The 22,821-nt window shown below is 44.5% G+C and carries 19 protein-coding genes; 6 read left to right on the top strand and 13 right to left on the bottom strand.

Going from position 1 to position 22,821, the window contains the following annotated elements; genetic code table 11:
• Nucleotides 1–2 precede the first annotated feature (2 nt).
• From pstA to KTE19_RS06240, 3 genes are all read right to left on the bottom strand, one after another.
• Nucleotides 3–890, bottom strand: a complete 888-nt coding sequence (pstA, locus tag KTE19_RS06250) for a phosphate ABC transporter permease PstA (protein WP_217164032.1) — start codon at nt 888–890, stop codon at nt 3–5.
• Nucleotides 887–1,810 (bottom strand): phosphate ABC transporter permease subunit PstC, encoded by a 924-nt coding sequence (gene pstC / locus KTE19_RS06245; protein ID WP_217164034.1) that lies wholly within the window; start codon nt 1,808–1,810, stop codon nt 887–889. The genes pstA and pstC overlap by 4 nt, the downstream gene beginning before the upstream one ends.
• 415 nt (nt 1,811–2,225) lie before the next feature.
• Complete coding sequence (locus KTE19_RS06240) at nt 2,226–3,119, bottom strand: phosphate ABC transporter substrate-binding protein PstS family protein (RefSeq protein ID WP_217341874.1); 894 nt, start codon at nt 3,117–3,119, stop codon at nt 2,226–2,228.
• 188 nt (nt 3,120–3,307) lie between these two features.
• Here KTE19_RS06240 and KTE19_RS06235 point away from each other — a divergent pair, with 188 nt between their 5' ends.
• Nucleotides 3,308–4,027, top strand: a complete 720-nt coding sequence (locus tag KTE19_RS06235) for a winged helix-turn-helix transcriptional regulator (protein ID WP_249778466.1) — start codon at nt 3,308–3,310, stop codon at nt 4,025–4,027.
• Nucleotides 4,028–4,326: 299 nt separating this feature from the next.
• On the opposite strand, the gene KTE19_RS06230 is transcribed toward KTE19_RS06235, so the two are convergent.
• From KTE19_RS06230 to KTE19_RS06210, 5 genes are all read right to left on the bottom strand, one after another.
• The gene (locus KTE19_RS06230) at nt 4,327–5,139 is read right to left on the bottom strand and encodes a hypothetical protein (RefSeq protein WP_217164042.1); all 813 of its coding nucleotides are present in this window, start codon (nt 5,137–5,139) and stop codon (nt 4,327–4,329) included.
• 339 nt (nt 5,140–5,478) lie between these two features.
• Nucleotides 5,479–6,249, bottom strand: coding sequence for a hypothetical protein (locus KTE19_RS06225; RefSeq protein ID WP_217341873.1), 771 nt, complete (start codon nt 6,247–6,249; stop codon nt 5,479–5,481).
• A 158-nt stretch (nt 6,250–6,407) separates the two neighbouring features.
• Entirely contained in the window at nt 6,408–7,166 is a 759-nt protein-coding gene (locus tag KTE19_RS06220; protein ID WP_217341872.1) for an NADP-dependent (R)-specific alcohol dehydrogenase, read from the bottom strand.
• A 388-nt stretch (nt 7,167–7,554) separates the two neighbouring features.
• The gene (locus KTE19_RS06215) at nt 7,555–9,009 is read right to left on the bottom strand and encodes an NADP-dependent glyceraldehyde-3-phosphate dehydrogenase (RefSeq protein ID WP_283817070.1); all 1,455 of its coding nucleotides are present in this window, start codon (nt 9,007–9,009) and stop codon (nt 7,555–7,557) included.
• A gap of 528 nt (nt 9,010–9,537) precedes the next feature.
• Nucleotides 9,538–10,965, bottom strand: coding sequence for an APC family permease (locus tag KTE19_RS06210; protein ID WP_217341870.1), 1,428 nt, complete (start codon nt 10,963–10,965; stop codon nt 9,538–9,540).
• A gap of 317 nt (nt 10,966–11,282) precedes the next feature.
• On the opposite strand from KTE19_RS06210, the gene KTE19_RS06205 reads away from it, so the two are divergent.
• Entirely contained in the window at nt 11,283–11,870 is a 588-nt protein-coding gene (locus tag KTE19_RS06205; RefSeq protein ID WP_217341869.1) for a type IV toxin-antitoxin system AbiEi family antitoxin domain-containing protein, read from the top strand.
• A 286-nt stretch (nt 11,871–12,156) separates the two neighbouring features.
• Here KTE19_RS06205 and KTE19_RS06200 read toward each other — a convergent pair whose 3' ends face one another.
• Nucleotides 12,157–12,399 (bottom strand): hypothetical protein, encoded by a 243-nt coding sequence (locus KTE19_RS06200; protein ID WP_217341868.1) that lies wholly within the window; start codon nt 12,397–12,399, stop codon nt 12,157–12,159.
• Between the two features lie 667 nt (nt 12,400–13,066).
• On the opposite strand from KTE19_RS06200, the gene KTE19_RS06195 reads away from it, so the two are divergent.
• The 4 genes from KTE19_RS06195 (at nt 13,067) to KTE19_RS06180 (ending at nt 18,388) form a co-directional block, all read left to right on the top strand.
• Nucleotides 13,067–14,593 carry a helix-turn-helix domain-containing protein gene (locus KTE19_RS06195; RefSeq protein WP_217341867.1) on the top strand — a complete coding sequence of 509 codons (1,527 nt, stop codon included), beginning with the start codon at nt 13,067–13,069 and terminating at the stop codon, nt 14,591–14,593.
• Entirely contained in the window at nt 14,568–16,358 is a 1,791-nt protein-coding gene (locus tag KTE19_RS06190; RefSeq protein WP_217341866.1) for a hypothetical protein, read from the top strand. Before KTE19_RS06195 ends, KTE19_RS06190 begins: the two co-directional genes overlap by 26 nt.
• 22 nt (nt 16,359–16,380) lie before the next feature.
• Entirely contained in the window at nt 16,381–17,865 is a 1,485-nt protein-coding gene (locus KTE19_RS06185) for a glycosyltransferase (protein WP_217341865.1), read from the top strand.
• A 262-nt stretch (nt 17,866–18,127) separates the two neighbouring features.
• Nucleotides 18,128–18,388, top strand: a complete 261-nt coding sequence (locus tag KTE19_RS06180) for a type II toxin-antitoxin system RelB/DinJ family antitoxin (RefSeq protein WP_217341864.1) — start codon at nt 18,128–18,130, stop codon at nt 18,386–18,388.
• A gap of 97 nt (nt 18,389–18,485) precedes the next feature.
• Here the strand turns inward: KTE19_RS06180 and KTE19_RS06175 are convergent, their stop codons facing one another.
• The 4 genes from KTE19_RS06175 to KTE19_RS13960 form a co-directional block, all read right to left on the bottom strand.
• A complete protein-coding gene (locus tag KTE19_RS06175; protein ID WP_217341863.1) occupies nt 18,486–18,791 on the bottom strand; it encodes a RelB in 306 nt (101 codons plus the stop codon).
• A gap of 171 nt (nt 18,792–18,962) precedes the next feature.
• Nucleotides 18,963–19,562, bottom strand: coding sequence for a hypothetical protein (locus KTE19_RS06170; RefSeq protein ID WP_217341862.1), 600 nt, complete (start codon nt 19,560–19,562; stop codon nt 18,963–18,965).
• A gap of 59 nt (nt 19,563–19,621) precedes the next feature.
• Nucleotides 19,622–21,013, bottom strand: coding sequence for a hypothetical protein (locus KTE19_RS06165; protein WP_217341861.1), 1,392 nt, complete (start codon nt 21,011–21,013; stop codon nt 19,622–19,624).
• A 201-nt stretch (nt 21,014–21,214) separates the two neighbouring features.
• On the bottom strand, nt 21,215–22,723 hold the full coding sequence (locus KTE19_RS13960; protein ID WP_347339404.1) for an MBG domain-containing protein: 1,509 nt from the start codon (nt 22,721–22,723) through the stop codon (nt 21,215–21,217).
• Between the last annotated feature and the right edge of the window lie 98 nt (nt 22,724–22,821).

Below are 22,821 nucleotides of genomic sequence, written 5' to 3'. Positions count from 1 at the left end.
TCCTACCTCGTTGCGGTCATTTTCTTGTACATCCAATTGCCAAGCATTCTAGCTAAGAGGTTGAATAAGAGAATCACGACGATCAAAACGGCCGATGCCCCACTTGAAATGGCGGCAGCATCCGGGGTGACGCCTTCAGTATTCAGTTTCCAAATATGAACGGCCAACGTTTCAGCTGGGCGTAGCGGATTTAAGAAACTTGCTGGATCTGCTGGATTCCAGTCACCGTAATTAACAGTTGGTGCACTTTGTCCAGCCGTGTAAATCAAGGCAGCGGCTTCACCAAATACCCGGCCGGCACTCAAAATAATTCCAGTTAAAATTCCCGGCACAGCAGCTGGCAACACAATCCCAGTAATAGTTTTCCATCGTGATAAGCCCAGTGACAGTCCTGCTTCTCGTTGTAATTGCGAAACGTCTTGCAAGGACTCTTCGATACTTCGAGTCAACAATGGCAAGTTGAAGAAAGTCAGCGCAATGGCCCCAGCCAGGATGGAAAAGCCCATATTGAACTGGATAACAAATAACAGGTAGCCAAACAACCCAACCACAACGGAAGGCAACGAACTCAAAACTTCAACAGCGGTTCGAATCAAGCTGGTAAACCAGTTATTAGGCGCATATTCTGACAAATAAATACCAGAACCTAAGGCAATCGGGAAAGATATAATCAGCGTCAAGACTAACAGGTATAAGGAGTTAAACAGTTGATCACGAACCCCACCGCCAGCTCTAAAAGATTGGGCAGCAGAAGTTAGGAAGTGGCCTGAGATATGCGGAATTCCAGTCCACAGGATGTAGCCGAGTAGGAATACTAAGATGCCAATAACGGCGGCAACCAGGACGTAAATGACGCCGGTCGCAATGTTATTACTTGTTTTAGAATTCATTTTTTTAAACTACCCTTCTTCCCAATAAAGCGAACCAGAATGTTAAAGACTAATGACATTAATAGCAAGATTAAAGCTAACGACCACAAGGCATTATTAGGTAATGTCCCCATGGTGGTATTACCGATTCCAGTTGTTAATTGACTCGTTAACGTGGAGGAAGGGGTCAGCAAGCCATGAGGCATTAAGACGGCGTTACCAATGACCATTTGGACGGCCAAAGCTTCACCAAATGCCCGTGACATTCCAAAAATAACCGCGGTCAAGATTCCCGGGGTAGCGGCTCTCAAAACCACTTTGTAAATAGTTTGCCAACGGGTGGCACCCAACGCTAATGAAGCCGAGCGGTAAAACATTGGAACCGCCTTGATACTGTCAACGGAAAGTGACGTAATTGTTGGCAGTACCATGACAAAGAGGACCAATGTTCCGGCGAGGATTCCAAACCCAGTCCCCCCAAACGTGTGACGAATGAGTGGTACGATCACCGACAAGCCGATAAATCCATAAACAACAGAAGGAATTCCGACCAACAATTCGATAACCGGTTGGAGAATCTTGGTTCCCTTTTCTGGTGCGATTTCCGTCATAAATAACGCAACCCCTAACGCAAACGGAGTGGCAACCACCGCAGCGAGGATTGTGACACTAAACGACGTCACGATCATTGGCAGGGCACCGATTTGTGGATTGCCATGCTTATCAAGTAACCCTGGGTTCCAGTTAGTTCCCGATAAAAATTTCCACAAACTCACGTGATTGGCCGTAAAGGTTGCGATACCTCTGGTCGTGATGAAATATAAAATCGAAATTACCAGCAACCCCACAAAAGCAATACAGATGTAGGTAATTGTTCGACCAAAATAATCTTGGTGAGTTGCTTTCGATGGATTTTGCAGGTCTTTCTTAATCTCATCCATGCTAAACCTCCTATAATTTAGTGAGCGGATCCAGGCGCTTAGAAACTGGTACATAAGTCTCCCCAAACGTGAATTCCTGGGTTTGGAATTTACGTTTGGGGTGCTTATGTGCAAGTTTCTGCCTGGAGGAGCTGTCCTAATAAAGTGAGCGAAGCAAAGCGGTTAGAAACTGGAATATAAGTCTCCTTCAACAAGAATCCCTGGTTTTGGGGGATTCTTGTCGAGGGTGTTTCTGCTTTGCGCACTCGTACTGAAATTAATGATGCTTTACCCTGATGAAGGCCGAGGGCATTTGATTTGCCTTTGGCCTTCGTTGGGTTACATAATGATTTTTTGATTCTGTTTGGTAGTGAAAACGTGCTCTGACGCAACTGGCGCTAAATCCTAAGCCCCGCCACCCGTTGCTAGTCGCACTCTATTTTTGACTCACAGCGTTGCTTGCATTCTTAGTTACCTTCATATCATGAATACTGATGTAACCAAGCTTTTGGACTAAGCTGTCTTGAACTTTGCTTGAATCCATGTAGTTGAGGAACTTCTTAGTGGCAGCGTTTGGTTGACCCTTAGTGTACATGTGCTCGTATGACCAGATCTTCCATTTGTTCGTTGTCACGTTGGCATCAGTTGGTTTGACATTATTAACTGATAATGCTTTGATCTTATTATTGACATATGAGAAGGCTAAGTAGCTGATGGTTCCTGGGGTGCTTGACACAATCTTTTGAACAGTTCCGTTTGAATCTTGTTCCTGAGCCTTAACAGCCTTGGCGCCTTCAAGAACGGCTGATTCGAAGGTTGCTCGCGTACCTGAACCTTGGGCCCGGTTAACAACGGTGATTTTTTCGTTTTTACCACCAACTTGTTTCCAGTTCGTGTACTTCCCAGTAAAGATGCCTTTTAGTTGAGCCATGGTCAAATTGCTGACGCTGACATCTTTATTCACAACTGGTGTCATTCCAACAACGGCAACTTGGTGATCGACTAACTTGTTGGCTTTAATCCCATCTTGTTGTTGGGCAAAGATATCTGAGTTACCAATTTGAACAGCGCCGGCTTGAACTTGACTCAAACCAGTACCGGAACCGCCACCTTGCACGGAAATGTTAACCTTGCTATTGTCCTTTTGATAATCGCTGGCCGCCTGTTCAACTAATGGCTGAAGGGCAGTAGAACCAACCGCGGTAATTTTAACGTTTGAATCCACTGAAGATTTTTTAGATTTGGAACTGCTGCTGGAGCCACAACCTGCAAGTAACCCCCCCACCGTTGCGACCGCAACGATTGTTGAAAAAAAGGATCGTTTTTTCATGATAATGTTTCCTCCTAATATATGAATCCCATTTTTTTAGTACTCATTTAAGTACATTGTTAATATACCAACGTCATGTAAATATCGAGTTTCGTTTATGTAAAAGTAACGTAAAAGTCCCCGATTCCTGACAAAAGTATGGCATAACTTAAGATGTAAACTATTTCAATAAAATGGAGGAAGACCAGATGCCACTGGAAATTCTATTAATCAGTCAAGATTTACAGCTCGCCAACAAACTTAAAAAGTCACTGACCGCCTTCAACATTAATACCCGGGTCTCATTTGAACCATTGGATCACTTACTACAGCAAGTTTCCGGAGTTATCTGGGATTTGAACAGCGTCGTTTTGCCGCAAAATCCATCCGAAATGCAGATTTTGAGAAGCCAAATTGCCGGTCCGATCCTATTATTAACTAGCAAGCCACATCCTGAGCGGACCGTTTGCTCGTATTTTGTTGACTATCATTTTGATGATTACCTATATAAAGCGTCAATGAAAGAAGTAACCGCCCGAATCGTTCAGCACTTGTGGGTCTACCAAAATCGCAATCGCCTGCGAATGAGCCGCCAAGGGGGAACCGATAACCACTTACTAGTGGGACCGTTAAAAATTGATTTGGATAAATTTCAAGTCGTTAATGGTAATAGGAACCTCAATTTGAGCCCAATTGAATACAAATTGTTATTGTTCTTCATTAGTAACGCCAATACGGTATTGAGCAGAACTCAAATAGCCTCGGCAGTCTGGGGAAATACCACCGGTGCAACGCTGAGAATTATCGATACCCATATTAGTAATTTAAGAAAGAAAATTGAGGAAAACCCCAAGGAACCGGAGATGTTGACGACAATTCGGGGATTTGGATATCTGTTCAAAAGCCAGAGTGCGGAAACAAGCGGTTAGGAATCGGAGCGTAGGTCGCCTTGAGAAGAAATTCCCGGGCTTGGAATTTTTTCTCAAGGTGCCTACGAGCAGATTCCTGCTTGTCGGAGCACATTTATTCTATGTAATGGAGAAAGTCTCCTCAAACAGAAGGCGAAGCAATTCAATTGTCAGGTGATAATGTGCTCATTGGAATTACAATATATCTGGGAGCATCAGTTGAGAACCAAATCTACCGATTCCCTAAGTCTGCATTTAACTAACCTAAAAAGCAACAACCCACAAATTAGAGCTAAAGTGAGTTGTTGCTTTTTCGCGTGTTAATTTAATGGCTTAGCTACCGTTACACCAGCATAATAACCATCGTCATATGAAAGAACGCCACCGGTTTGCCGATTACTTTCATAATAGATGCCAATCTGATAGCCATTCAAAGCTGACCGTTTTTGTTGGTTATATCCATGCGTATCGAAGGCTGTCTTAATTGCTGTTAGTTTTTGATTAGCAGAAGTTACTTTTCCGTGGGGATTGTAAAAGGCATAGTTGGCATCTTTAACGATAAGCACATCCAAAAATTGCTTTCGAAAATCAGTTAAAGTTGATCCATAAGCAGTTAATTTTGACAACTTCAGCGAAAGTCGAGCATTAGGAAATAAATGCAGAACTTTCCGACTCAGGTTTTGCGAAGGTGATTGATTAATATAACGCTGATAGTCCTTGTCACTTAGAAAATAGTTAATGTCAAGGCCATTCCAAACCTTGTAATTAGGGTTGTATCCTGGCTTTAAATAGCCTCGCCAAACATACCCATAAAGATTAGGTGTCCCGTGGGGAGTCATACCTGCTACGTAGTAATAAACAGCAGATTTATTATTTTTCCGTAAAATAACGGTCTTGGCACGTGTCCAAAAAGAGTTAGGATAGTTTTTGAGGTTGAGCAACCGTTTTGTATGCTTAGCATTCCAAAGATAAGTATTTTGCTTAGGATTTTTTGCGTGGAATGGCGTACTGCTAGTATAATATTTCGTTTTCACAATTTGGTAATCACTGCTGGCCTGTACATTGTGATAGTTTGTAATCGCAAAAAGTAAAGATACCGTAAGTACTAATAGACCGATTCTGCTCCATTTCATAAAAACACTTCCTGTTATTTATCTTTATTATACTATATCGTAAAGACAGGGTAATCACATCAGGATTCGAATTGATTCACACAACCGGTTATTCCCGGATCAAAACAGTTCAACGAATCACTGGAAAAATGATGATAACTAGGGCTACTTTCAACTGAATCACATAAAAACAACTATCTTTTTATTTTACTATAGGTGTCGTTACATGATGAAGCTTATTCACCAAATGGACCCCATATTTATCGAAATATGGGGATCAGCCGTTTTTCGCAAGTTTTATCAATGTAAAATGGTGACCTGGGTGGCATTTATAAATAATTTGTCGACTAGTATCCCAGCCTAATCATGATCATTCTCCTGATCCATCAGCTTCAAACACACTTTAATAAAGCCTTCTCCAAACGCCGCCACTAATAATCGTTGCCAATCCGTTGGCGCTTCCAGCTCCCCTAAGATCGGTTGAAGCCATTGATTAGTCGGCAATAGTTTCATCAATGAATGCTTTGTGAATTGTGAGAACAACAAATTCCTACCATAGAAGGTGGCCAGCCGTTGCTGAAAATCAGGTACCGCCACTGGCACTAACAGATTATTGGCATTATTTCGATCACCCAAGTAGAGTTGGGCAGCCAAGAAATCAGTCTTCAGATCAAACGAAACGGCTTTATGGGCCGCTGCCATTGCTGGTGCCATCCGGATAAACCAGATTAATTTGTGCCGTTCCAAAGCCGTCAATAATCTTAGCAGCGCGATATCCAGTTGGCTTAATTGGAACTGATTATCAGAAATAGCTACAGGATTCAATGCTTGTTTAATTGTACTAGCCAACTCAGTAAAATCACCGGGGTGCTGCCACAAAATTTCAATCTGTTGGGCATGCGCTAACCACAGAGGATGCGTTGCAACCCGCAGCGTGATCCAATCATGACTATGCTTGGCATTTGATTTCTTAATCAGCCAGTAAGAACTCGCGGTCGACCGGGCAAAATTAGCAGCCGCCAATTCAAAATCAGCGGGCAGCGCACTTGCTACAAGTTGTTGCAAGTGCTGGCGATAATCTGTTCGGGCAGTGAATGGAAATCCGTCATTATTCGACCTTAATTTTGTCATGACCCACCTTCTTATACCATTATTTTCATGTCGATTGTAGCACGGAATTGCGTAGGGCATTTGTTTTTTGTGACTCTTGTAAACATTTGTTCCGAAACAAAAAGCTGGTTGATTTTAGCCCCTAGGGGAGTTCAAATCAACCAGCTAATATTTACAGTTTATTGAGCCGTATAACCACCATCCACAACGAATTCTGCTCCGGTTGCAAACTTCGACTCGTTTGAGGCCAAATAAACGCAGATCCAAGCAATATCGTTTGGTTCGCCAATATGGCCCATTGGCGTTTTGCTACGTTGGGACATCATTTCTTCGGCACCTTCCAAGTCATCAACTAGTGGTGTCTTGATGTAACCTGGATGAACCGTGTTAACCCGGACATCGTAATCTTTCAAAGCACAATCCAGAGCAGCTGATTTGGACATAATTCGAACCGCCCCTTTAGATGCATTGTAAGCACCCAAAGTTGGATCGCCAACAAATCCTTCAATTGAAGACATGTTAATAATCGATGCCCCCAAGTGTTTGTTCTTCATTCGCTGAATACCTAAACGAGTCCCAAAGAAGACCCCATCTAAGTTAACTGAAAGTAATTTTCGCCATTCTTCAGTAGTCGTGTTTTCAACACTCTTACTAACAGCAATACCGGCATTATTAACGATGGTGGTCACTTGACCAAATGCTTTTTCAGTATCATCAAATAATTTTGTCCAACCAGCTTCGTCGGAGGCATCGTGTTGCATGAACCGAATCACATCCTGACCGCCAATCGATTTGGCAGCTTTCTCGCCAACATCAGCATGCCGGCCAGTGATCACAACTTTAGCGCCTTCCTCAACGAACTTGTCCGCGATGGCCAAGCCAATCCCCAGAGTCCCGCCGGTTACAATCGCAACTTTTCCTTTTAATCTATCTGTCATTTGACTACCTCCGATATGGCCATAATTGACCTGCTATAGTTACTTAGTTCACAAATATAGCATACCTGGTTTGCTTTGATTTGTAAATTATTTTCACTTTTTTGTTTAATTGGCAACACTTGTAGCATCAAACAGACCAATTAATTTGGTAACCTAATCTGAAGTAGTTACCCCATAGCTAAGTTTCACACCTCAATGGAAATTCTGAGAGATGCCAATCCTTACCCTCACGATTAACAGCTAATGTACTAAAATGAAGCTCTTTTAAACAAAAAGCCATGGATTATCAGGCACCATTATTCCGCTTATCAATGGAATAATCCTGAATCCGTGGCTTTCTTAATGTTTCACATGAAACATCAATCTATCTCTATGTGGAATTCTTCGTTTATGGTTTTAAATTAATAACGGTTAATTTCTCTCGTGACATTGAAAGAATACTGTTATGAACACCTTGGGTTCCCATTCCTGACGCCTTAACGCCTAAGAATGGGAAGTTGTCAGGCCCCCGTTGTGGGCGACCATTAACTTGAACGGTTCCAACCTCAACAGCACCGGCAATTTCAAGGGCTTTGTCAATATCCTGAGTGAAGACACTGGCTTGTAAACCAAAGTTTGATTTGTTGGCAATTTCAACCGCTTGATCAACTGAGTGAACCCGAATAACTGGTAAGACTGGGCCAAATGGTTCAATCCAAGCAATATCCATGTCCTCGGTCACATTGTCCAGCAACGTTGGTTGAAGCAAGTTGCCATCCCGTTTGTTACCACTCACTAAAGTGGCCCCTTTATCCAAGGCATCGTCAATCAATCCCTGAACAAAGTCAGCAGCCTTATCATCAATCAATGGGACAATCGCACTGTCGTTAACTGGTGAGCCAACTGACAGGTTTTCGACCTTTTCTTTTAACTTGGCAACAAGTTCATCAGCAACTTTGTCGTCAACCAGCACCCGTTTAACGGCGGTACAACGTTGGCCTGAATATGAATAAGCGCCTTTGACAATGTTATCAGCCGTCTTATCCAAATCAGCGTCGTCGCAGACGATTGCGGGGTCCTTCCCACCTAATTCAAGAACCAGCGGAATCATAATTGACTTCTGTGATAAATGTTTACCAGTTTGGGTACTGCCGGTAAAACTAATCATATTAATGCCGGGGTGTTCGGTTAAATAATCGCCGATTTCAGATCCATGGCCTGTTATCAAGCTTAAAATGCCCTTAGGAAAACCAGCTCGATCTAATGCCTGAATCATCTTAATACCAGTAATGGAACCCTGGGTTGCCGGCTTGAAAATAACCGCGTTACCGGCTATTAAAGCGGGGGCAATTTTAGATGCTGCTAAATTAACGGGGTAATTGAATGGTGAAATTGCAAGCACCACTCCAAGCGGTACCCGTTCAATGATTCCTAATTTATTCTTGGAACCGCCGGGAAAACCGTCGCCACGAACACTTTGGCCATGCATATGCAAAGCTTCTTGAACGGTGTAACGGACCAAATCAATGGTTCGTTGCACTTCACCTTCAGCGCTCTTGAAATTTTTACCAACCTCGTTCATTAATGAGGTTGCGATATCGTCCTTTGCTTCTTCGAGTTCGTCCGCCCAGCGGTTGAGATACTGACCACGGTCGCCAAGTGAGAGCTTCGCCCATGAATGTTGGGCTTCTTTGGCTGCTTGAATACTCTCATCAACTTCTGGCTGAGTGACGGCCTGCACGTTGCCGATCACCTCATGTTTCCAAGGTGACTTAATCACAATTGTTTTTTGAGATTGACTTTCTCGCCATTCTCCTGTGAGGTAAGCTGGATAAGTTTTAACTTCATTTTTTACGCTATCCAAATCGATTCTCCTCTCCGTCATTCAATATTGATGACATCAAAATCCGCCTTCATGCCTCTTAATTGTGAAAGTGAATTATGTTCATTAAAGTAGATTTTACAATATTTTTTCATTAACTTCCAATAGTTTTCACATCTATTTCAAGTGATATCGGTTACAATGTTGCGGTTGTAGGGATCGCTAATTTTCGTAAAGCCTTGAATGATATCGGATTGTGACAAGTGACTGATATATCAATTTAGACAGATCTCGTGAATTCAAATAATGATCTTTACTTTATTTTACTTGTTTTTATGAAAAACCAATTCAGATTAATTTCTCAAACTTTCATTCTTTGAAAACTCGTTTTGATTTTGATTTTAAAGCTGAATGGATGCTTCCAACAAACGATTAGCTCGTTTATGAACATTTGTGGTGTAATTAAAAGGCTCAGGCAAATTGATTTTTACCCGAGCCAGTTAGATTGGAATTAATACTGTTCAATCAGCACTTCAATACGAGGATCGTCCCGCAGCATTGGGTTACCACTCACGATTTTCGATCGTCAATCTGCTCATCAATAATCGATTCAAAGTGCTTCCCCAAAAAGTCGCTGGACACGGTTTTATCCTTGCGCTTGATCAGGTAGCTGGCCAGGCCAAATACCACCCAAATTGCGAGGATCACGTATTCAGCCGGCCACACTAATGAGACCGGTGTCCCGGGAATCAGCGTCAATAAGGCCACTCCCAGCGCTACGACCCCACCAATTGTTGGGGCAATTAAATGTTGATTGCGAAAGCCGCCCTTTAATGTCGGATACTTTCGGCGAATCTTGAGCAAACAAAATGTACTGAATGACCAAGCCAGTGCAATTAGGAAACCGCCCATATCAAGGAAATAGACCAGAGCCCCTTTTCCTAACCAGCCGACACCCAAAACCAATGCCAGTACTAACCACAAAGCATTTGTCGGGGTGCCATACTTTGGGTGAACTTTAGCAAAAGCCTTAGGGAGAATATTCCCCCGTGCCAAAGCGAAAATCAATCTGGGCGCCGCTGCAAATAGCGACAAGAAACTGGTAGCTAACCCCAAGAATGAAATCAGGTAGGCAAAGATACTCAGAATTGGAAAACCGGCTGCTTTGAACGCATCGATGGTCCCCATTTGCATATTGGCGGTTTTTTCCCATGGGTAGACCCACGCCGAGGAAAGGAGCACGGAGCAGTAATAGATCGCTGCAATCACGATTGATAAGACAACCACCAAGCCGATGCGTCTGCGGGGAATGTTGGTTTCCTCGGCCATCACCGCGACCGACTCCCAACCGGTCAAAAACGTCATCGCCGGTAAAATAAAGCGGAATACCGAAGATACCTGATTCTGTCCATTCGAAAACGCTGGCATGAAATTGCTGGCACGCCCACGGACAAAGCCCACGACAACCAGCGATAAGCCTAACCCAACCAGCAATAGGAACAAAATGATTTGTACGTAACCAGTCAATCTAGCGCCCAAATAATTCACCAGGAAAATGAGTAATGTAAAGCCGACCCCAATCGCCAGTTCGGTTAAGTGCACCCGCACACCCGCAAATGTATAATACGGTCCCACTGCAATTTGGGGGAAAATCGTCGAAATCAGTAAACTGGATGCCGTCACAAAGAACGCCAAGATGCTCAGATACGCCCCAAGCAGCGCCCAGCCGGCAAACAATGCCCCTTTCTTACCAAAGGCGGCATACCCGTACACCACTTCGCCGCCAGAACGGGAAAAGATAGTCGACAATTCGGCAAACGACAATGAGACCAATACGGCCAAAGCAGACGCAACCAGCAAGCCGAAGATTTCACCACCGGCACCATAAACTTTGAAAAATTGGCTATTGGTGTAGATCCAACTACTCCCAATAACACCGCCAGCACCAAGCGACACTAAGCCAAAAAAACTAATATTGCGTTTCAATGATCCATCCATGAACGAATCCTCCATCATGACCAATAAATTGCGAATAAATGTTGCACCGTTATTTTAACAAAGGATTGCTAGTTTAGTTAACTAAAATCAATCTGATCAAGCATATTTTCGGTACTATTTTGATCCAGTCAGTCAAATGAACTAATTGCTAGCTTATAAGTGGAGACACCAGAGAGGTATCCGCCGTGGGGTTAATGTCTGTTAAGTATGTAAAAAGATCGGTTGTGACTAAGTATGGAATCAGTTGGGAATACATCAATTCACGTAGTACACGTCCTTTTATGGTATAATAACGTGTGTTACGTGAGGTGATTAATATGGGATCAATCATTGATTCGTTTATGCGGCAGAACAATGGTCAGATAACTGTTGACGACGTTAAGAAGTTAGGGTTAAACCCGCACCTATTGATTGATCTAGCTAACCGCGGCCAACTAGAACGAGTTGATCGGGGAGTTTATATTGATCCAGCGATGTTTGAAGATGATCTGTATATTCTTCAATATCGGTTTAAACGCGGTATCTTTTTTAAGGACACCGCGCTATTTTTGCATCACCTGATTGATCGGACCCCCGATCACTACCAGCTGAACTTTCCGTCTCGGTACCATGCCCCGGCAATCAAACAATACCCGGTTAAAGCTTATTACCAGAAACCAGAATGGTACTCCTTGGGAATCGAAGAGGTACTGACGCCAGGACAACATCAGGTCCGCGTTTATAATATTGAACGCACCTTATGCGATATTTTACGAACCCGCGATGCTTCAGACTCAGAGACGATTCGGCAGGCGATGGTGCGCTACGTGCAACTCAAACAAAAGGACATTGGCCGCTTGATTCAGTACGCTGATTTATTTCACGTGAGGGCCAAAATTAATTCTTATATGGAAGTGCTGCTATGAAGTTAGCCTTTACGAATAGCCAACAATTCAAAGCGAAGGTTCGAAATCTCGCTAAACAAAAACAGACACGACCAAATTCAGGAAGGCTTCCCTTCTCGGATTTGGTCGTGCCTGTTCTTGGTTCTACTGTGAAAACAGCAATCGTTTGGGTATCAGCTTTGGTCGCCATTATATAGCCGAGTGGTGCTCCGCAAAGCAGAAGTCGACACCTAAGCACCACCACCAAAAATCCCAAAACCAGGATTTCTGGTGGTGGAGACTTAGGCTCCGGCTTCTAAGCGCTTTGCTAGGCCCGCTCATCCTCAAAGTGATCATTATGTAACGACACATTTTGCCGCCACTTCTTGCCAATTTGTTCCCACTGAAAGTTTGAACTGACCTTAATTTGCTTGTTCTTCTTATCCACTTCGGTAATCAAAATCAAGCGATGGTCGAATTCACTTCTGGTTCGTTGAATATCTGGTGTATCCATTAAAATTTTGGTGTTCTTGCGAGTAAATCCCCCAAGATCAATCAAATCGTAATCCATAAAATCCCCTCCAAAAAATAGTGTCAGCCTCGCTAAACCGCCAGAGCCTGGCCAGCAGCCCCCCTAATCGTCAGCTCAGGTTTGAGGGAGTTGCGGTTGAGTTGCTTATGAACAGTTTCTACTTAACGAAGCTGGCCTAAAGACACTCTCATTATAAGCAAAGTGACTTGTTAAGCCCAAATTTGAAAGATGTTCAATTCCAGACCAAATTCCTTATAGTCATAATCATTTGTTATCAAGAAATATATGTTAAAATGCAGATACATTTGTGGCGCTTAACCGCTTCATATCAGGGAATTGAAGGCATTATATTAATACAATTATCATCACAATCGTAATTAATTTAAACGAATTGTAATCGTTGACGTCATTTTTTTAAATTGATGCCCCAAAAATATTATTCCTAGTCTTTCTTTTAAAACTCAAAAAGTACGGAAACCACATTTAACAGTGTTGGTTTGTAAAAGATGCGTAATCGCTTATATAGCAGGCGATGGATCCATTTCCTTAAGGTCTAGAACTAATTTGACCCACCTTATTAAATAGCTGATAATTTAGTTGCTAGGGTTTATGATTACAAAGATTTGGGATTACCCCTTTGGATCATTTCATTGTGAAATCTCATCCATTTCACAAACTCAATTGACAGAAATAGGGGTGAGTTATGATGGACTATACATTATTCTTCGAAAAAAATGATCAGTTGGCTTTTTCACTGCTGCAGAAATTCTTCGTCCGGAGAAATATGATTGTGATAGTGTCTTCAATTCTTGACACTTTACCGATATCAGAATACAAGCTTAATCAACTGCTCACAACCATTAACAATGATCTCGCTCAGGTTCACTACAGCAAAAGTCCCAAAATTACCTCACCCGATAAAAACATCCTAAAAGGCGAAAATATTACCACAACGGTCATGAATGAGATCCGGCTCTTGTATCTGAAGCGGTCTGTTCTTTTTGCCTTATTCCAATATAACTTCTTACAAACTAAGACGGTGTCCAAAGCCACTTTCATGAAGCAAAATTTCATTAGTAAAACTAAATTTTACGCGTCCGGCGTGGAACTCAAACAAATTCTAAAGGACTCCGACTTTTATCAGTCGCCAAATATCATTAAAAATCCTGAATATGTGCTTAGACTACACATTTTTGAGTTCTTCTACACCGCCTTTAATGGCATCGACAGTCCGTTTGAGGACATGAATGTCAAAATCAATAACCTCATTATTCGGATCCAAGCGCAATTTTCCTTTATTCTCAAACCCATTCAAAAAAGCAAATTGGAAATCTTTCTTAAAATCTGGATTCTCCGAATGCAAAACGGGAATAACCTCACTGACAAGCTCATTTCGCCAGCAAACATTATGCCGGATGTGACGGAAAAGCTCACCAGCATTCAAACATTCATTCAGGAACAGTTTAACGTTGATGTCAAAAAGGAAGAGTTAAATTACCTGTATACCTTTTTGCTAACCCAAGAATATGTTAACGGCATCCAACGCGTATTAACCAAGGACGATTATCCCTTGGCTTACAAACTGACTAACGACTTGGTGGATCAGATACGAGCGGTCGGGATGCTCAATGACCCAACCAAGTTTGACCCAACCGATTTATATTCCGCGCTGACCTGCATCCACTTGCGGTTTATTACGCTATACATTGAACCAACCACATTCATTTCACTGGAACAAGTCAGCTTTTTCCAGCAAACTTATCCGATTTTCCACACAATTATTAATCGTTACATCAACGACATCAAAAGTAAGAAACTGATGCGGCTCAATCAGCGCGAATCCGCCAACCTTTATTTCGACTATATGTTTGCCTTCATTACCACCATTCCAAAGGACTTGCTGCTGGATAAGGTGCATATCTGTGTCGATTTCTCTCAAGGCAGCATTTATAACAACTACATCATGAGTACCTTGGAAGGGTTCGCGAATGCCAACATTGTGATTGAATCCAACCTTTCCAGAACCACCGACATCTATTTATCAGACTTCTATTCCACTAGTGTCAACAAATCCCAAACCGTTTGGCGGGACCCACCCTCACCGGATGACTGGGCTGACCTCGGGGATAGCATCGTGCGTCTTAAACAGGCTAAAGTTAACAACCTGACCGATCAAAATTCACCATTATCCAGGGAGGATCCTGACGATGGAACACCAAATCCACACTTATAAAAAAGTCGTTTGGCTGGGGATGCTGCCCTTACTCTGGAGCGTCATCAATGCAGCACCAGTCAATGTTTCAGCTGATGACTTCACAACTACCTCGCAAACAACGGGGGATGCTGGCACTTCTGCAACCGCAACAAGCCCTGATTCAACTCAAACTGCAGCAGCTGAAACCAGTTCCACTGACAGTGGGGCCACCGCCACCCCAACAGCAACGGTTGACTCAAATACCACCAGCGATGCAGCAGCCCCAACCAGTACCACTTTGGCATCCCAACCGATAACTGCTGATAAAGGCACCACCCCTCAACCGACCTCTCAGCCGGCCGCTGTATCATCTGAAGCTCAGGCCACTTCGACTTCGACAGCAACTTCCGCTTCAACAGCGAGTTCAGTAGCTTCAAATCAATCAAGCGCCGCCAGGGCAGCAAAATCCACGACTGACCCATCAACTGTCTCGACCGACAGCATCAGCAATCCCAATCGTAACGTTTCAATTCCCATCACTGAAGATAAGGTCACTGAGTTGAACACGATGCTCAACCAATATTTAACCAAATTCAACGCCGCCAACCAAGCTGATTATCAACTGCTAAAAAGTTATCGGTTCACAAGCAGCATCGAAAATGAGCTGATTGAGCCAACAACTGACGTGACTGACGGCAATAGTTTGTTGGCTAACCTCCGAAAATTACTGACCGATTTTACCAACGACAACCGAATTTACCTGCTTAAAAATTATCAGGGGGTCGATATTTCCTTTAATTTAACGACCAAAAATCATACCTTCACCAATTACGGCAAGATCTTAACCATCCCCGTGTACATTGTGAACACTGATGAAGCTGGCAACCAAATTGGCGACCCGATTCCAGTGAATGCAGCCGATAACGCTGGCCTGGAATACGGCGGCAGTTGGACCACTCAATCGACAGACCTTGCTGGCTATCAGTTGGTGAGTTCCCCAACGAGCTTAAGTGGCAAATGGGACAGTTCCTTTGACTATGGCTTGCTCAATGATAAGGGGCAACTAATCCTTAAGTACGTCTACAAGAAAACGCCCGTTACCCCACCAGTGACTCCGGTTACACCGATCACGCCCGTTAATCCAGAACCGACACCTAGCCAGCCCATTACGCCTAATCCACAACCAACGGCGCCCACAACCGTTGACCAACAACCGGCAGTCATCGAACCTACGACCATCACGCCAACGGTGACTAACGAACGGCAAAATAATTCACCACGGCTCATCGAGGTACCTAAGACGACTTTCAGACCAGCTAAAAAGCTGGGTAAAACAAGAACTAAGCCAGCCTCCGCAACGATGGCTCCTGAAGCCGGGATCGCGGTCGCCACTGCCGAAAAGGTCACGCAATCAGACCCCTTCACTTTGATTGCGAAATACACTTTGCCGATAACTGTTGCCTCACCAACGCTAGCGCCGACACAGACGACCCAAGCCCCGCAGCGATCGCTAAAAAGCAAGCCGCAAAAGGCCCGAGTCAAGCGAATCACCCCGGTTCTGGACACTAATGTGCCTAATCCAATGAAGGAACTCGCAGCTAACCTTAAATTATCGGAATTACAACAACCCAACCCCGCCAAAATAACCAATCCTGTTCTCCAACCTCATCAAGTTGTCAAACAGCTTCCTGGTGGCAATCCCGCTCATACTCAACTGGGCCAGTTTTTCGCCGTGTTGAGTGGCACGATTAATTTTGGCACCGCTAACAAGGACAGAAGCAATTGGCGGGAACCCTTCTCATAAAATTAACTTTGGATGGTGACTTATGACCCATTATTTTATTACTTCTCAAATTGACGATTACACCTCCGCAATTGAAATCGCGGAGATCCAGCGCCTGCATTTGTTTGACGATCTGGGTCAGCCAGCCTATATTGTCACCAAGAATGATGTCAGAAACGCTGCCAGAACTTGGCAAAAATTAGGAATTGCCGGTCGAGTCATCAACCTGTTTCAGTATTTTCAAGGAGGTCAGCCAAGTATGGAACCCAGCGCTGACACGGCCACTTTGATCAAGCAGCTCACCAATCTGCCGATCCACGACAACGTGGGGCTGGTTGACGGCAAAGTCCGAGTCAAAATTACGCTGGCTAATTCTGAAATTGATTACGTCGATTACATTGATCAGTGGGGCTTTACTGACCGCCGCGATTTTTATGAGGGCAACCGGCTGTCCTACTCAGAATATTTCGATGACGGCGGTAAGCTCAATAGCCGCGCCTATTACGATCAAGCCGGCAAAGCGGTAATTGTCTTGCGCTACCACGGTGGCGCCAACAACCAGCCCGTCCTGAGCTTGATCATGTTGACCCACGATGGTCGCCACTTGCAATTCGACGACCTCGATCACTTGATGGCCTACTTTTTGGATTGTCTGGCCGTCTCAGACGATGACCCCCGTTTCTATTGCGACCGTGAGGACATTGCGGTCAAGCCATTCAAGTTAATGCAGCGGCCCGCCAAACGTTATGTGATCCTTCATTCCATCTTCACTGAAAATGCCCAACGGAACGGGAAATTTTACCCGTACGTCAAAATCATCTCAACAATGACTAATAAGTTAACCGGCATTATTTCATCAACGATTAACGAAACCGCTGACGTCCATGCCCGAATCCCAGGCACCAACGCTTACACGGTGCCGGTCAGCTATCTGCCAAACAAGCGGTTCAATGCCCACTTTGACTTTAGTAACCGCAAACCTTACCAGCTTATTGCAGTGGCACGGGTCACCAAATTAAAGCAACTAGATCATATTATTGATATCACGCGATCGCTGCATGAGATCTTGCCATACGTTGACCTCAAAATTTATGGATACGAGGATTCTACTAGCGATCCGACAACCGTCAACCAGCTTCATCGCTCGGTCATCGACAATCACGCCGACTCCTTTATCCATTTTTGTGGTTATCTCCAGGACTTAACGGCCGTGTACGAAACCGCCGACCTATTGGTATTAACCAGCCAGTACGAGGGCTTTTCGATGGCCGTTTTAGAAGCGCTCGGTCACGGCTGCCCGGTTGTCAGTTACGATATCAACTATGGCCCTTCTGAAATGGTCAAAAATGGCGTCAACGGCCAGCTAATCAAGCCTGACGACACCAAGGCACTGTTTGAAACCATCAAGCACCTCTTGATGAACCGCGATTTGCTGAAAACGTATAGTGAACAGGCAATGGCGCCACTGCACAAGTTTTCGGAAGACGCCGTTAAACAGGATTGGTTGAAAGTGATTAATGAAAAGTGACGGATGAAAACACAAAAAAGAAGCTCCGCGTAAACAGAACTTCCTATCTAATAGAACGGTAATTTAACGTTGTTTGATAACCGCTTGCTGATGATGAGGTGGTTATTTTTTTGCTGGTTTTGATGCAGCTCAACACTCATGCGATCAACATGATACCCCTGTGGGATGTAAAGAACACCGCCAGACATTAACAACTATTTAAGAGCTAGATTGTTTCCAATGTACGTCATACGTAGTACAATACAACGCAGAGGTGATTACTATGGCAAGAATTGAAGTTAGAATTGATGACGATGTCAAAGAAAAAGCAGTTGCAGAATTAACCAAACATCAGATTACACTGTCAGCCTTTGTGAAAGCCCAGGTGGCTACTGTGGCAACAGATGGGCTTCCTCGTTACTATTCAATGCCAAATGTCGAACAAAATAAGGCAATTCAAGAGATTGCTGATGATATTAAAGGCAAAAAGAAGTTACCAGGCGCTACCAACTCAGATGAATTGGAGCGGCAGTTAGGCGATTAAATGAATGAAGTCAGATTTACCGCAGTGTTTAAAAACCCAACAAAGCCGTTAGCTGAAAAAAGCTGACGATTTTTTGTTTAAAGACCGCTCAAAACACCTATTCTGTCTCCCGATCATGACCATCAGCAACTTCACTTTCTAAATCTTTGATATATTTTTTGAAATCCTTCGCGGATCCATCTCCAATGGTTTTTGCTTGTCCATGTTCTACTTCGTACTTGGCTTCTAAAGCACTAGGAGAATTTAAGTAATCATTCTCACCCTCGGCGATATTCGCAAGGGCATATTGAACATAATCAGACAAATTAAGCCCAACTTCTTCCAATCTTTCCTGCGCCTTTTTCTTGACGACCGGAGAAATTCGGACACTGATTCTATCAACTTTTTGTTTCATTTTTGACATACAGAAACCTCCCGTCATACCTATATCACCCATAAATTATCATTAATATATTTGATTTGCGATGTGGGGTCAAGCAACTGCCTCCCGACCTACCAACAAAAAAGAGGCTCCAGGCACCATCCAGGTTACCTCAGCCTCCATCACACATCTCTAAAATTATCCATCAATATCTTACTTCACCAATCCATCCCTCACAATCACCCCATCACGAACTGCCAACACCACGCGATTACCATCCTTCAAAACGAGGCGATACCCTTTCTGCTTGAGGGCTTTGTCAATGGCCTTGGAAGCATCGGTAAAGCTTGCCCTGATTGTTTTCAGGGCCTTTTTGTTTTGCTTGGGGTGTTTGCGCACGATCTTCAGTGCTTGATGGTAGTCATGCTTTTTTACTTGGACCACGTAGGTTTTATTGGCCGCGTCAAATGTAACCGTGCCGATGTCGTCGCGATACGTGTTCCTTAATTCCTTTAGAATCCCCTTTTCGCGCAACGCCTGTTTTTGCTGGGCGCTTTTTTGTTTGGCCCGGGCATTAAAATAGGTCGTCCCTTTTAATTTACCTGAAGTTTGGGTGACCTTACTCTGGGCAATCGACCGGTTATTGTATGCATGAACCCCGTAGGCCACACTCACAATCAAGCAACCCGCGGCAACAATCGTCCAGAATGCCATCAAGCCAGTCGGGCCATCATGCGTCCCGGCCCAAATCCAAGCACCGATGCCGATCAGGGTTAAAATTGCGAACACAATTGCAATAATGGTGACAATCATCGGTCGTCACCCCAATCACAATAACGAATTCCCTCAAAATTGAACATCTAAACTCCCCCTCACTTTACCACTGGTACCTTCGCTGAACTTGTGACCCAAACGACGCTTTGCAGCCAGCGGCCAATCTTTTCAAGTAGTAACTTGACGTTGTTCTCGATGCTTAACCACGGCAGCCAGTAATACTGGTTCTTGGCAGGATTCGCCGGACTCACGACGATCTGAAATAAGGGCGTGGTGACTTCGGTTGAAATCGGCAGCCGCCGCAATTGCCAGTCAATACTCATGAAACGAGTCATCAAACGCTGCTGCAGCACGCCGATCACGTAATCGTCCAATTTGTTCGGATAACTGACTTCAACGTGTTTTTGCGAGATAAAGGGTGCCAAGTACCGGCTCAATACCTGCGTCATCTCGTCAGCGAATTGGGTTAACTCCGGAATGTCCTTGGTCAAAACCGCAACGATGTGCTTCAACTCCGGAATGGCTTCGACCTCATCAGGCTCATTGAGCTTAATCGGCGGCTGCTTTAACAGAATCGCAAATTGAATCGATTCCATTAAATATTCATCGAGTTCTTCAAAATACAGTGGTGATCGATACACCTGCAGCCGCGTGATAACGGTTTTGACCACCAGTTGAATCAAGTATGGTAACACCGCTCGCTCCTTGGGCCGCACCAGCTTGGTGATGTGAGTATCCACAAAATAGGGACTGTAAGTGACCATGTATTGCAGCCAGTAGACCTCGGCCAAATTAAACTGAATGTTCCGAGATTTAGCCGGCAGGCTGGTAAATCGCATCAGTTCGTTGCGATTTGACTTCGGTGACGGTTGGGATTCCTGGGTCAAATACTTGTACTTGCTCAATCGAATGGCGGTCACTTGTAAAAAGCGCGTCACCGCGTGGGATTGTTTCACTTTGGCTGGCACCGATTTGGCCAAGGCCTGCAAATAATTGTCTTCATCGGCGGTTAACTTCAGATCTTCATTACCCAACTCACAAAGCTGCCAGCCGAAGATTCGAATGAGTCGTTCATCCCCCTGAATCTCGTTGGTCCGCATGTTATAAGTCAGGTTGTGATCGGCTAACCACTTCACAAAGGGGGTCAGCCGGGTCAAAATCGTGGTGTTCCCAACCGGCAATAATGGCTTGGGCTGCTCGCGGATCGCTGCTAACAGGCACCTGTACGCCACTGAATTGCGAACCAACGTCTGGGTCAAGACCCGATCGATCCAGTCACACTGATCAACCAGCGCCTGCTTGGAAATTTTCTTGCCAGTAATGGCTTGATAGTTGGTGACCAGCCGACGATAGACTTGTTGCGTTGAGACGTAAGGCCATTTTAATAGCTTGGACAATTCGGTAAATTCAACCCGGCGTTGCGACCGAATCGCTTCGATTAATTGAAGTTGCCGGCGCTCAGGGTTGGTTAGCAACATATCGATAAACATAGGGTCAACTTCTTTCTAAAAAATAAGAGTGGTGAGGTAGGCGTTTTGATCCCAGAGTGTAAGGCAAACAGCTATTATTCCTGATTTTGGGAATGATAGCTGTTTGCCTTACGCGGCCGGGATCAGCCGTCTGAACCACGTTTAATCAATGTATCAGTGGTGCTCCAAAGGGAGCGCTCCCTCATCACTCCACGAATTCATTTAAAACTTAATTTCTTTTTTCCATTTCTTAATTCCAAACAATCCCATCAATCCAGCCAATGCGACACCAATCAACGAAGCGATTGCCGAATGACTGTCACCAGTTTGTGGTAAGGTTGTGGCTTTTTCGATCTGTTGGTTTTGCGGAAACTTGCGATTCTGGCCAGTTTGCCCATTGCCAGTCACTGTTGAATTTAACTTGGTGACGCCAGTGCCGTTCTTGGTGTAGCCAGCGCCGCGACCAGCACCGCGAGTCTGATTACCATTTGGCTTCGTAACCCTCTGAGAAGCACCCAGCTTGTTATTATTCTGAGTCGCCTTCTTGGTCGTTTTGCCATTCTTAGCAGTCTTTTTGGCGGATTTCTTGGCCCCCTGCTTCTTCGTTGTCGTCGACTTAGCCTTCTGATCGCCGCTATTAGTCGTATTCTGGTCGTTATTCCCAGAAATGGTTGTGCCGTTGGTGGTTGTCGAGTTGGAGTTGCTACTATTGTTGGTGTTGTTACTTGGGGTGACCGAGCCACCGCCGTTACCACCATTACCACCGTTGCCGCCACCGTTATTGACAGCGACATACCGGATTGAACTAACAGCCCCGGGGTTGGTAATGGCTGGCAAGACATAGCCGCGTGACGGATTCTGACTGTCCACCAGCGTTAAATTGCCGTTCGGACCGACGGCGTAGTAGCCGCTAATATATGGAACAACTTGATTGGTTGGCGCACTGACCTTGGTTGGGTCGGTGTGGTCCACTACATAGGTCACGTTGGTCACCTGACCAGTTGGCGAAACGATGGCGTAGCTGCCGACCTTGTTATAAACGTATTTTACAGTCACGTTGGCGTTGCCGATCTTGCCAGTGGCGTTCGTTGGCATCGCGGTTAAGTAGTAGCCGTCAATATATTTAGCAGTGGTGGTGTAACTGTCATCAGTCTTCAAATGATCACCAGAAACTGGATCGGCGAGTTGCTTACCCGCCTCATCGACATAAATTGCCTGCCATGAGAAATCATTGGCAACAATCTTGAATTGACCAGCCTTCACCGTAATCATGTAGTTCGGATTGGCCGCATCAGTTGCCGTGACGGTAATGGCGTAAGTGTCCGGCGTTTCACCAGCTGCCCGGGTCACCGTATAAACGGGCTTTACCCCAGCCGTTGGCAAACCAATGACCATTGCTGTGAAGGTTGGATCAGCTTGGCCTTGAACCTTACTTGCATCGTTGGCGGTAATCGTAATCGCTGCCTTATTGATGGTAACCTTGCCACCAGTCACGTCACTCGTTGCTAAAGTCGTGCCATCATTGGCATCGGTAATCTTCTTAATGCCGGCAGCGTTCAAAGTCACTGTGTATTGGCCAGCATCAGCCTTCACTTGACTCCAGTCGAAGTCAGCAGCCGTGAAGGTTGGGGTTGCCAACACGGATTTACCACTCAAAGTAACGGTTGGCACGTCTTTAAAGGTAGTTGTACCATCATAAGTCTTGGTAACATCTCCAACCTTAGCTTTAATTGCAACAGTGGTTGGTGTCTTAGAAGCTGTCCAAGATCTATGATTTTTGATATACTTCTATGTAAAAAGCGAGTTTAAGCTATGAAAAATTATCCCAG

It is taken from the genome of Lentilactobacillus dabitei (assembly GCF_019061365.1).
Classification (GTDB): Bacteria; Bacillota; Bacilli; order Lactobacillales; family Lactobacillaceae; genus Lentilactobacillus; species Lentilactobacillus dabitei.
The sequence above is the reverse complement of the archived record's forward strand: the minus strand, read 5'-3'. Positions and strand labels throughout refer to the sequence as shown.

What these genes read in the sequence shown, in the direction of transcription:
- pstA (WP_217164032.1), bottom strand. Translation starts at nt 890, where the DNA reads ATGAATTCTAAAACAAGTAATAACATTGCGACCGGCGTCATTTACGTC.
- pstC (WP_217164034.1), bottom strand. Translation starts at nt 1,810, where the DNA reads ATGGATGAGATTAAGAAAGACCTGCAAAATCCATCGAAAGCAACTCAC.
- KTE19_RS06240 (WP_217341874.1), bottom strand. Translation starts at nt 3,119, where the DNA reads ATGAAAAAACGATCCTTTTTTTCAACAATCGTTGCGGTCGCAACGGTG.
- KTE19_RS06235 (WP_249778466.1), top strand. Translation starts at nt 3,308, where the DNA reads ATGCCACTGGAAATTCTATTAATCAGTCAAGATTTACAGCTCGCCAAC.
- KTE19_RS06230 (WP_217164042.1), bottom strand. Translation starts at nt 5,139, where the DNA reads ATGAAATGGAGCAGAATCGGTCTATTAGTACTTACGGTATCTTTACTT.
- KTE19_RS06225 (WP_217341873.1), bottom strand. Translation starts at nt 6,249, where the DNA reads ATGACAAAATTAAGGTCGAATAATGACGGATTTCCATTCACTGCCCGA.
- KTE19_RS06220 (WP_217341872.1), bottom strand. Translation starts at nt 7,166, where the DNA reads ATGACAGATAGATTAAAAGGAAAAGTTGCGATTGTAACCGGCGGGACT.
- KTE19_RS06210 (WP_217341870.1), bottom strand. Translation starts at nt 10,965, where the DNA reads ATGGATGGATCATTGAAACGCAATATTAGTTTTTTTGGCTTAGTGTCG.
- KTE19_RS06205 (WP_217341869.1), top strand. Translation starts at nt 11,283, where the DNA reads ATGGGATCAATCATTGATTCGTTTATGCGGCAGAACAATGGTCAGATA.
- KTE19_RS06200 (WP_217341868.1), bottom strand. Translation starts at nt 12,399, where the DNA reads ATGGATTACGATTTGATTGATCTTGGGGGATTTACTCGCAAGAACACC.
- KTE19_RS06195 (WP_217341867.1), top strand. Translation starts at nt 13,067, where the DNA reads ATGGACTATACATTATTCTTCGAAAAAAATGATCAGTTGGCTTTTTCA.
- KTE19_RS06190 (WP_217341866.1), top strand. Translation starts at nt 14,568, where the DNA reads ATGGAACACCAAATCCACACTTATAAAAAAGTCGTTTGGCTGGGGATG.
- KTE19_RS06185 (WP_217341865.1), top strand. Translation starts at nt 16,381, where the DNA reads ATGACCCATTATTTTATTACTTCTCAAATTGACGATTACACCTCCGCA.
- KTE19_RS06180 (WP_217341864.1), top strand. Translation starts at nt 18,128, where the DNA reads ATGGCAAGAATTGAAGTTAGAATTGATGACGATGTCAAAGAAAAAGCA.
- KTE19_RS06175 (WP_217341863.1), bottom strand. Translation starts at nt 18,791, where the DNA reads ATGTCAAAAATGAAACAAAAAGTTGATAGAATCAGTGTCCGAATTTCT.
- KTE19_RS06170 (WP_217341862.1), bottom strand. Translation starts at nt 19,562, where the DNA reads ATGATTGTCACCATTATTGCAATTGTGTTCGCAATTTTAACCCTGATC.
- KTE19_RS06165 (WP_217341861.1), bottom strand. Translation starts at nt 21,013, where the DNA reads ATGTTTATCGATATGTTGCTAACCAACCCTGAGCGCCGGCAACTTCAA.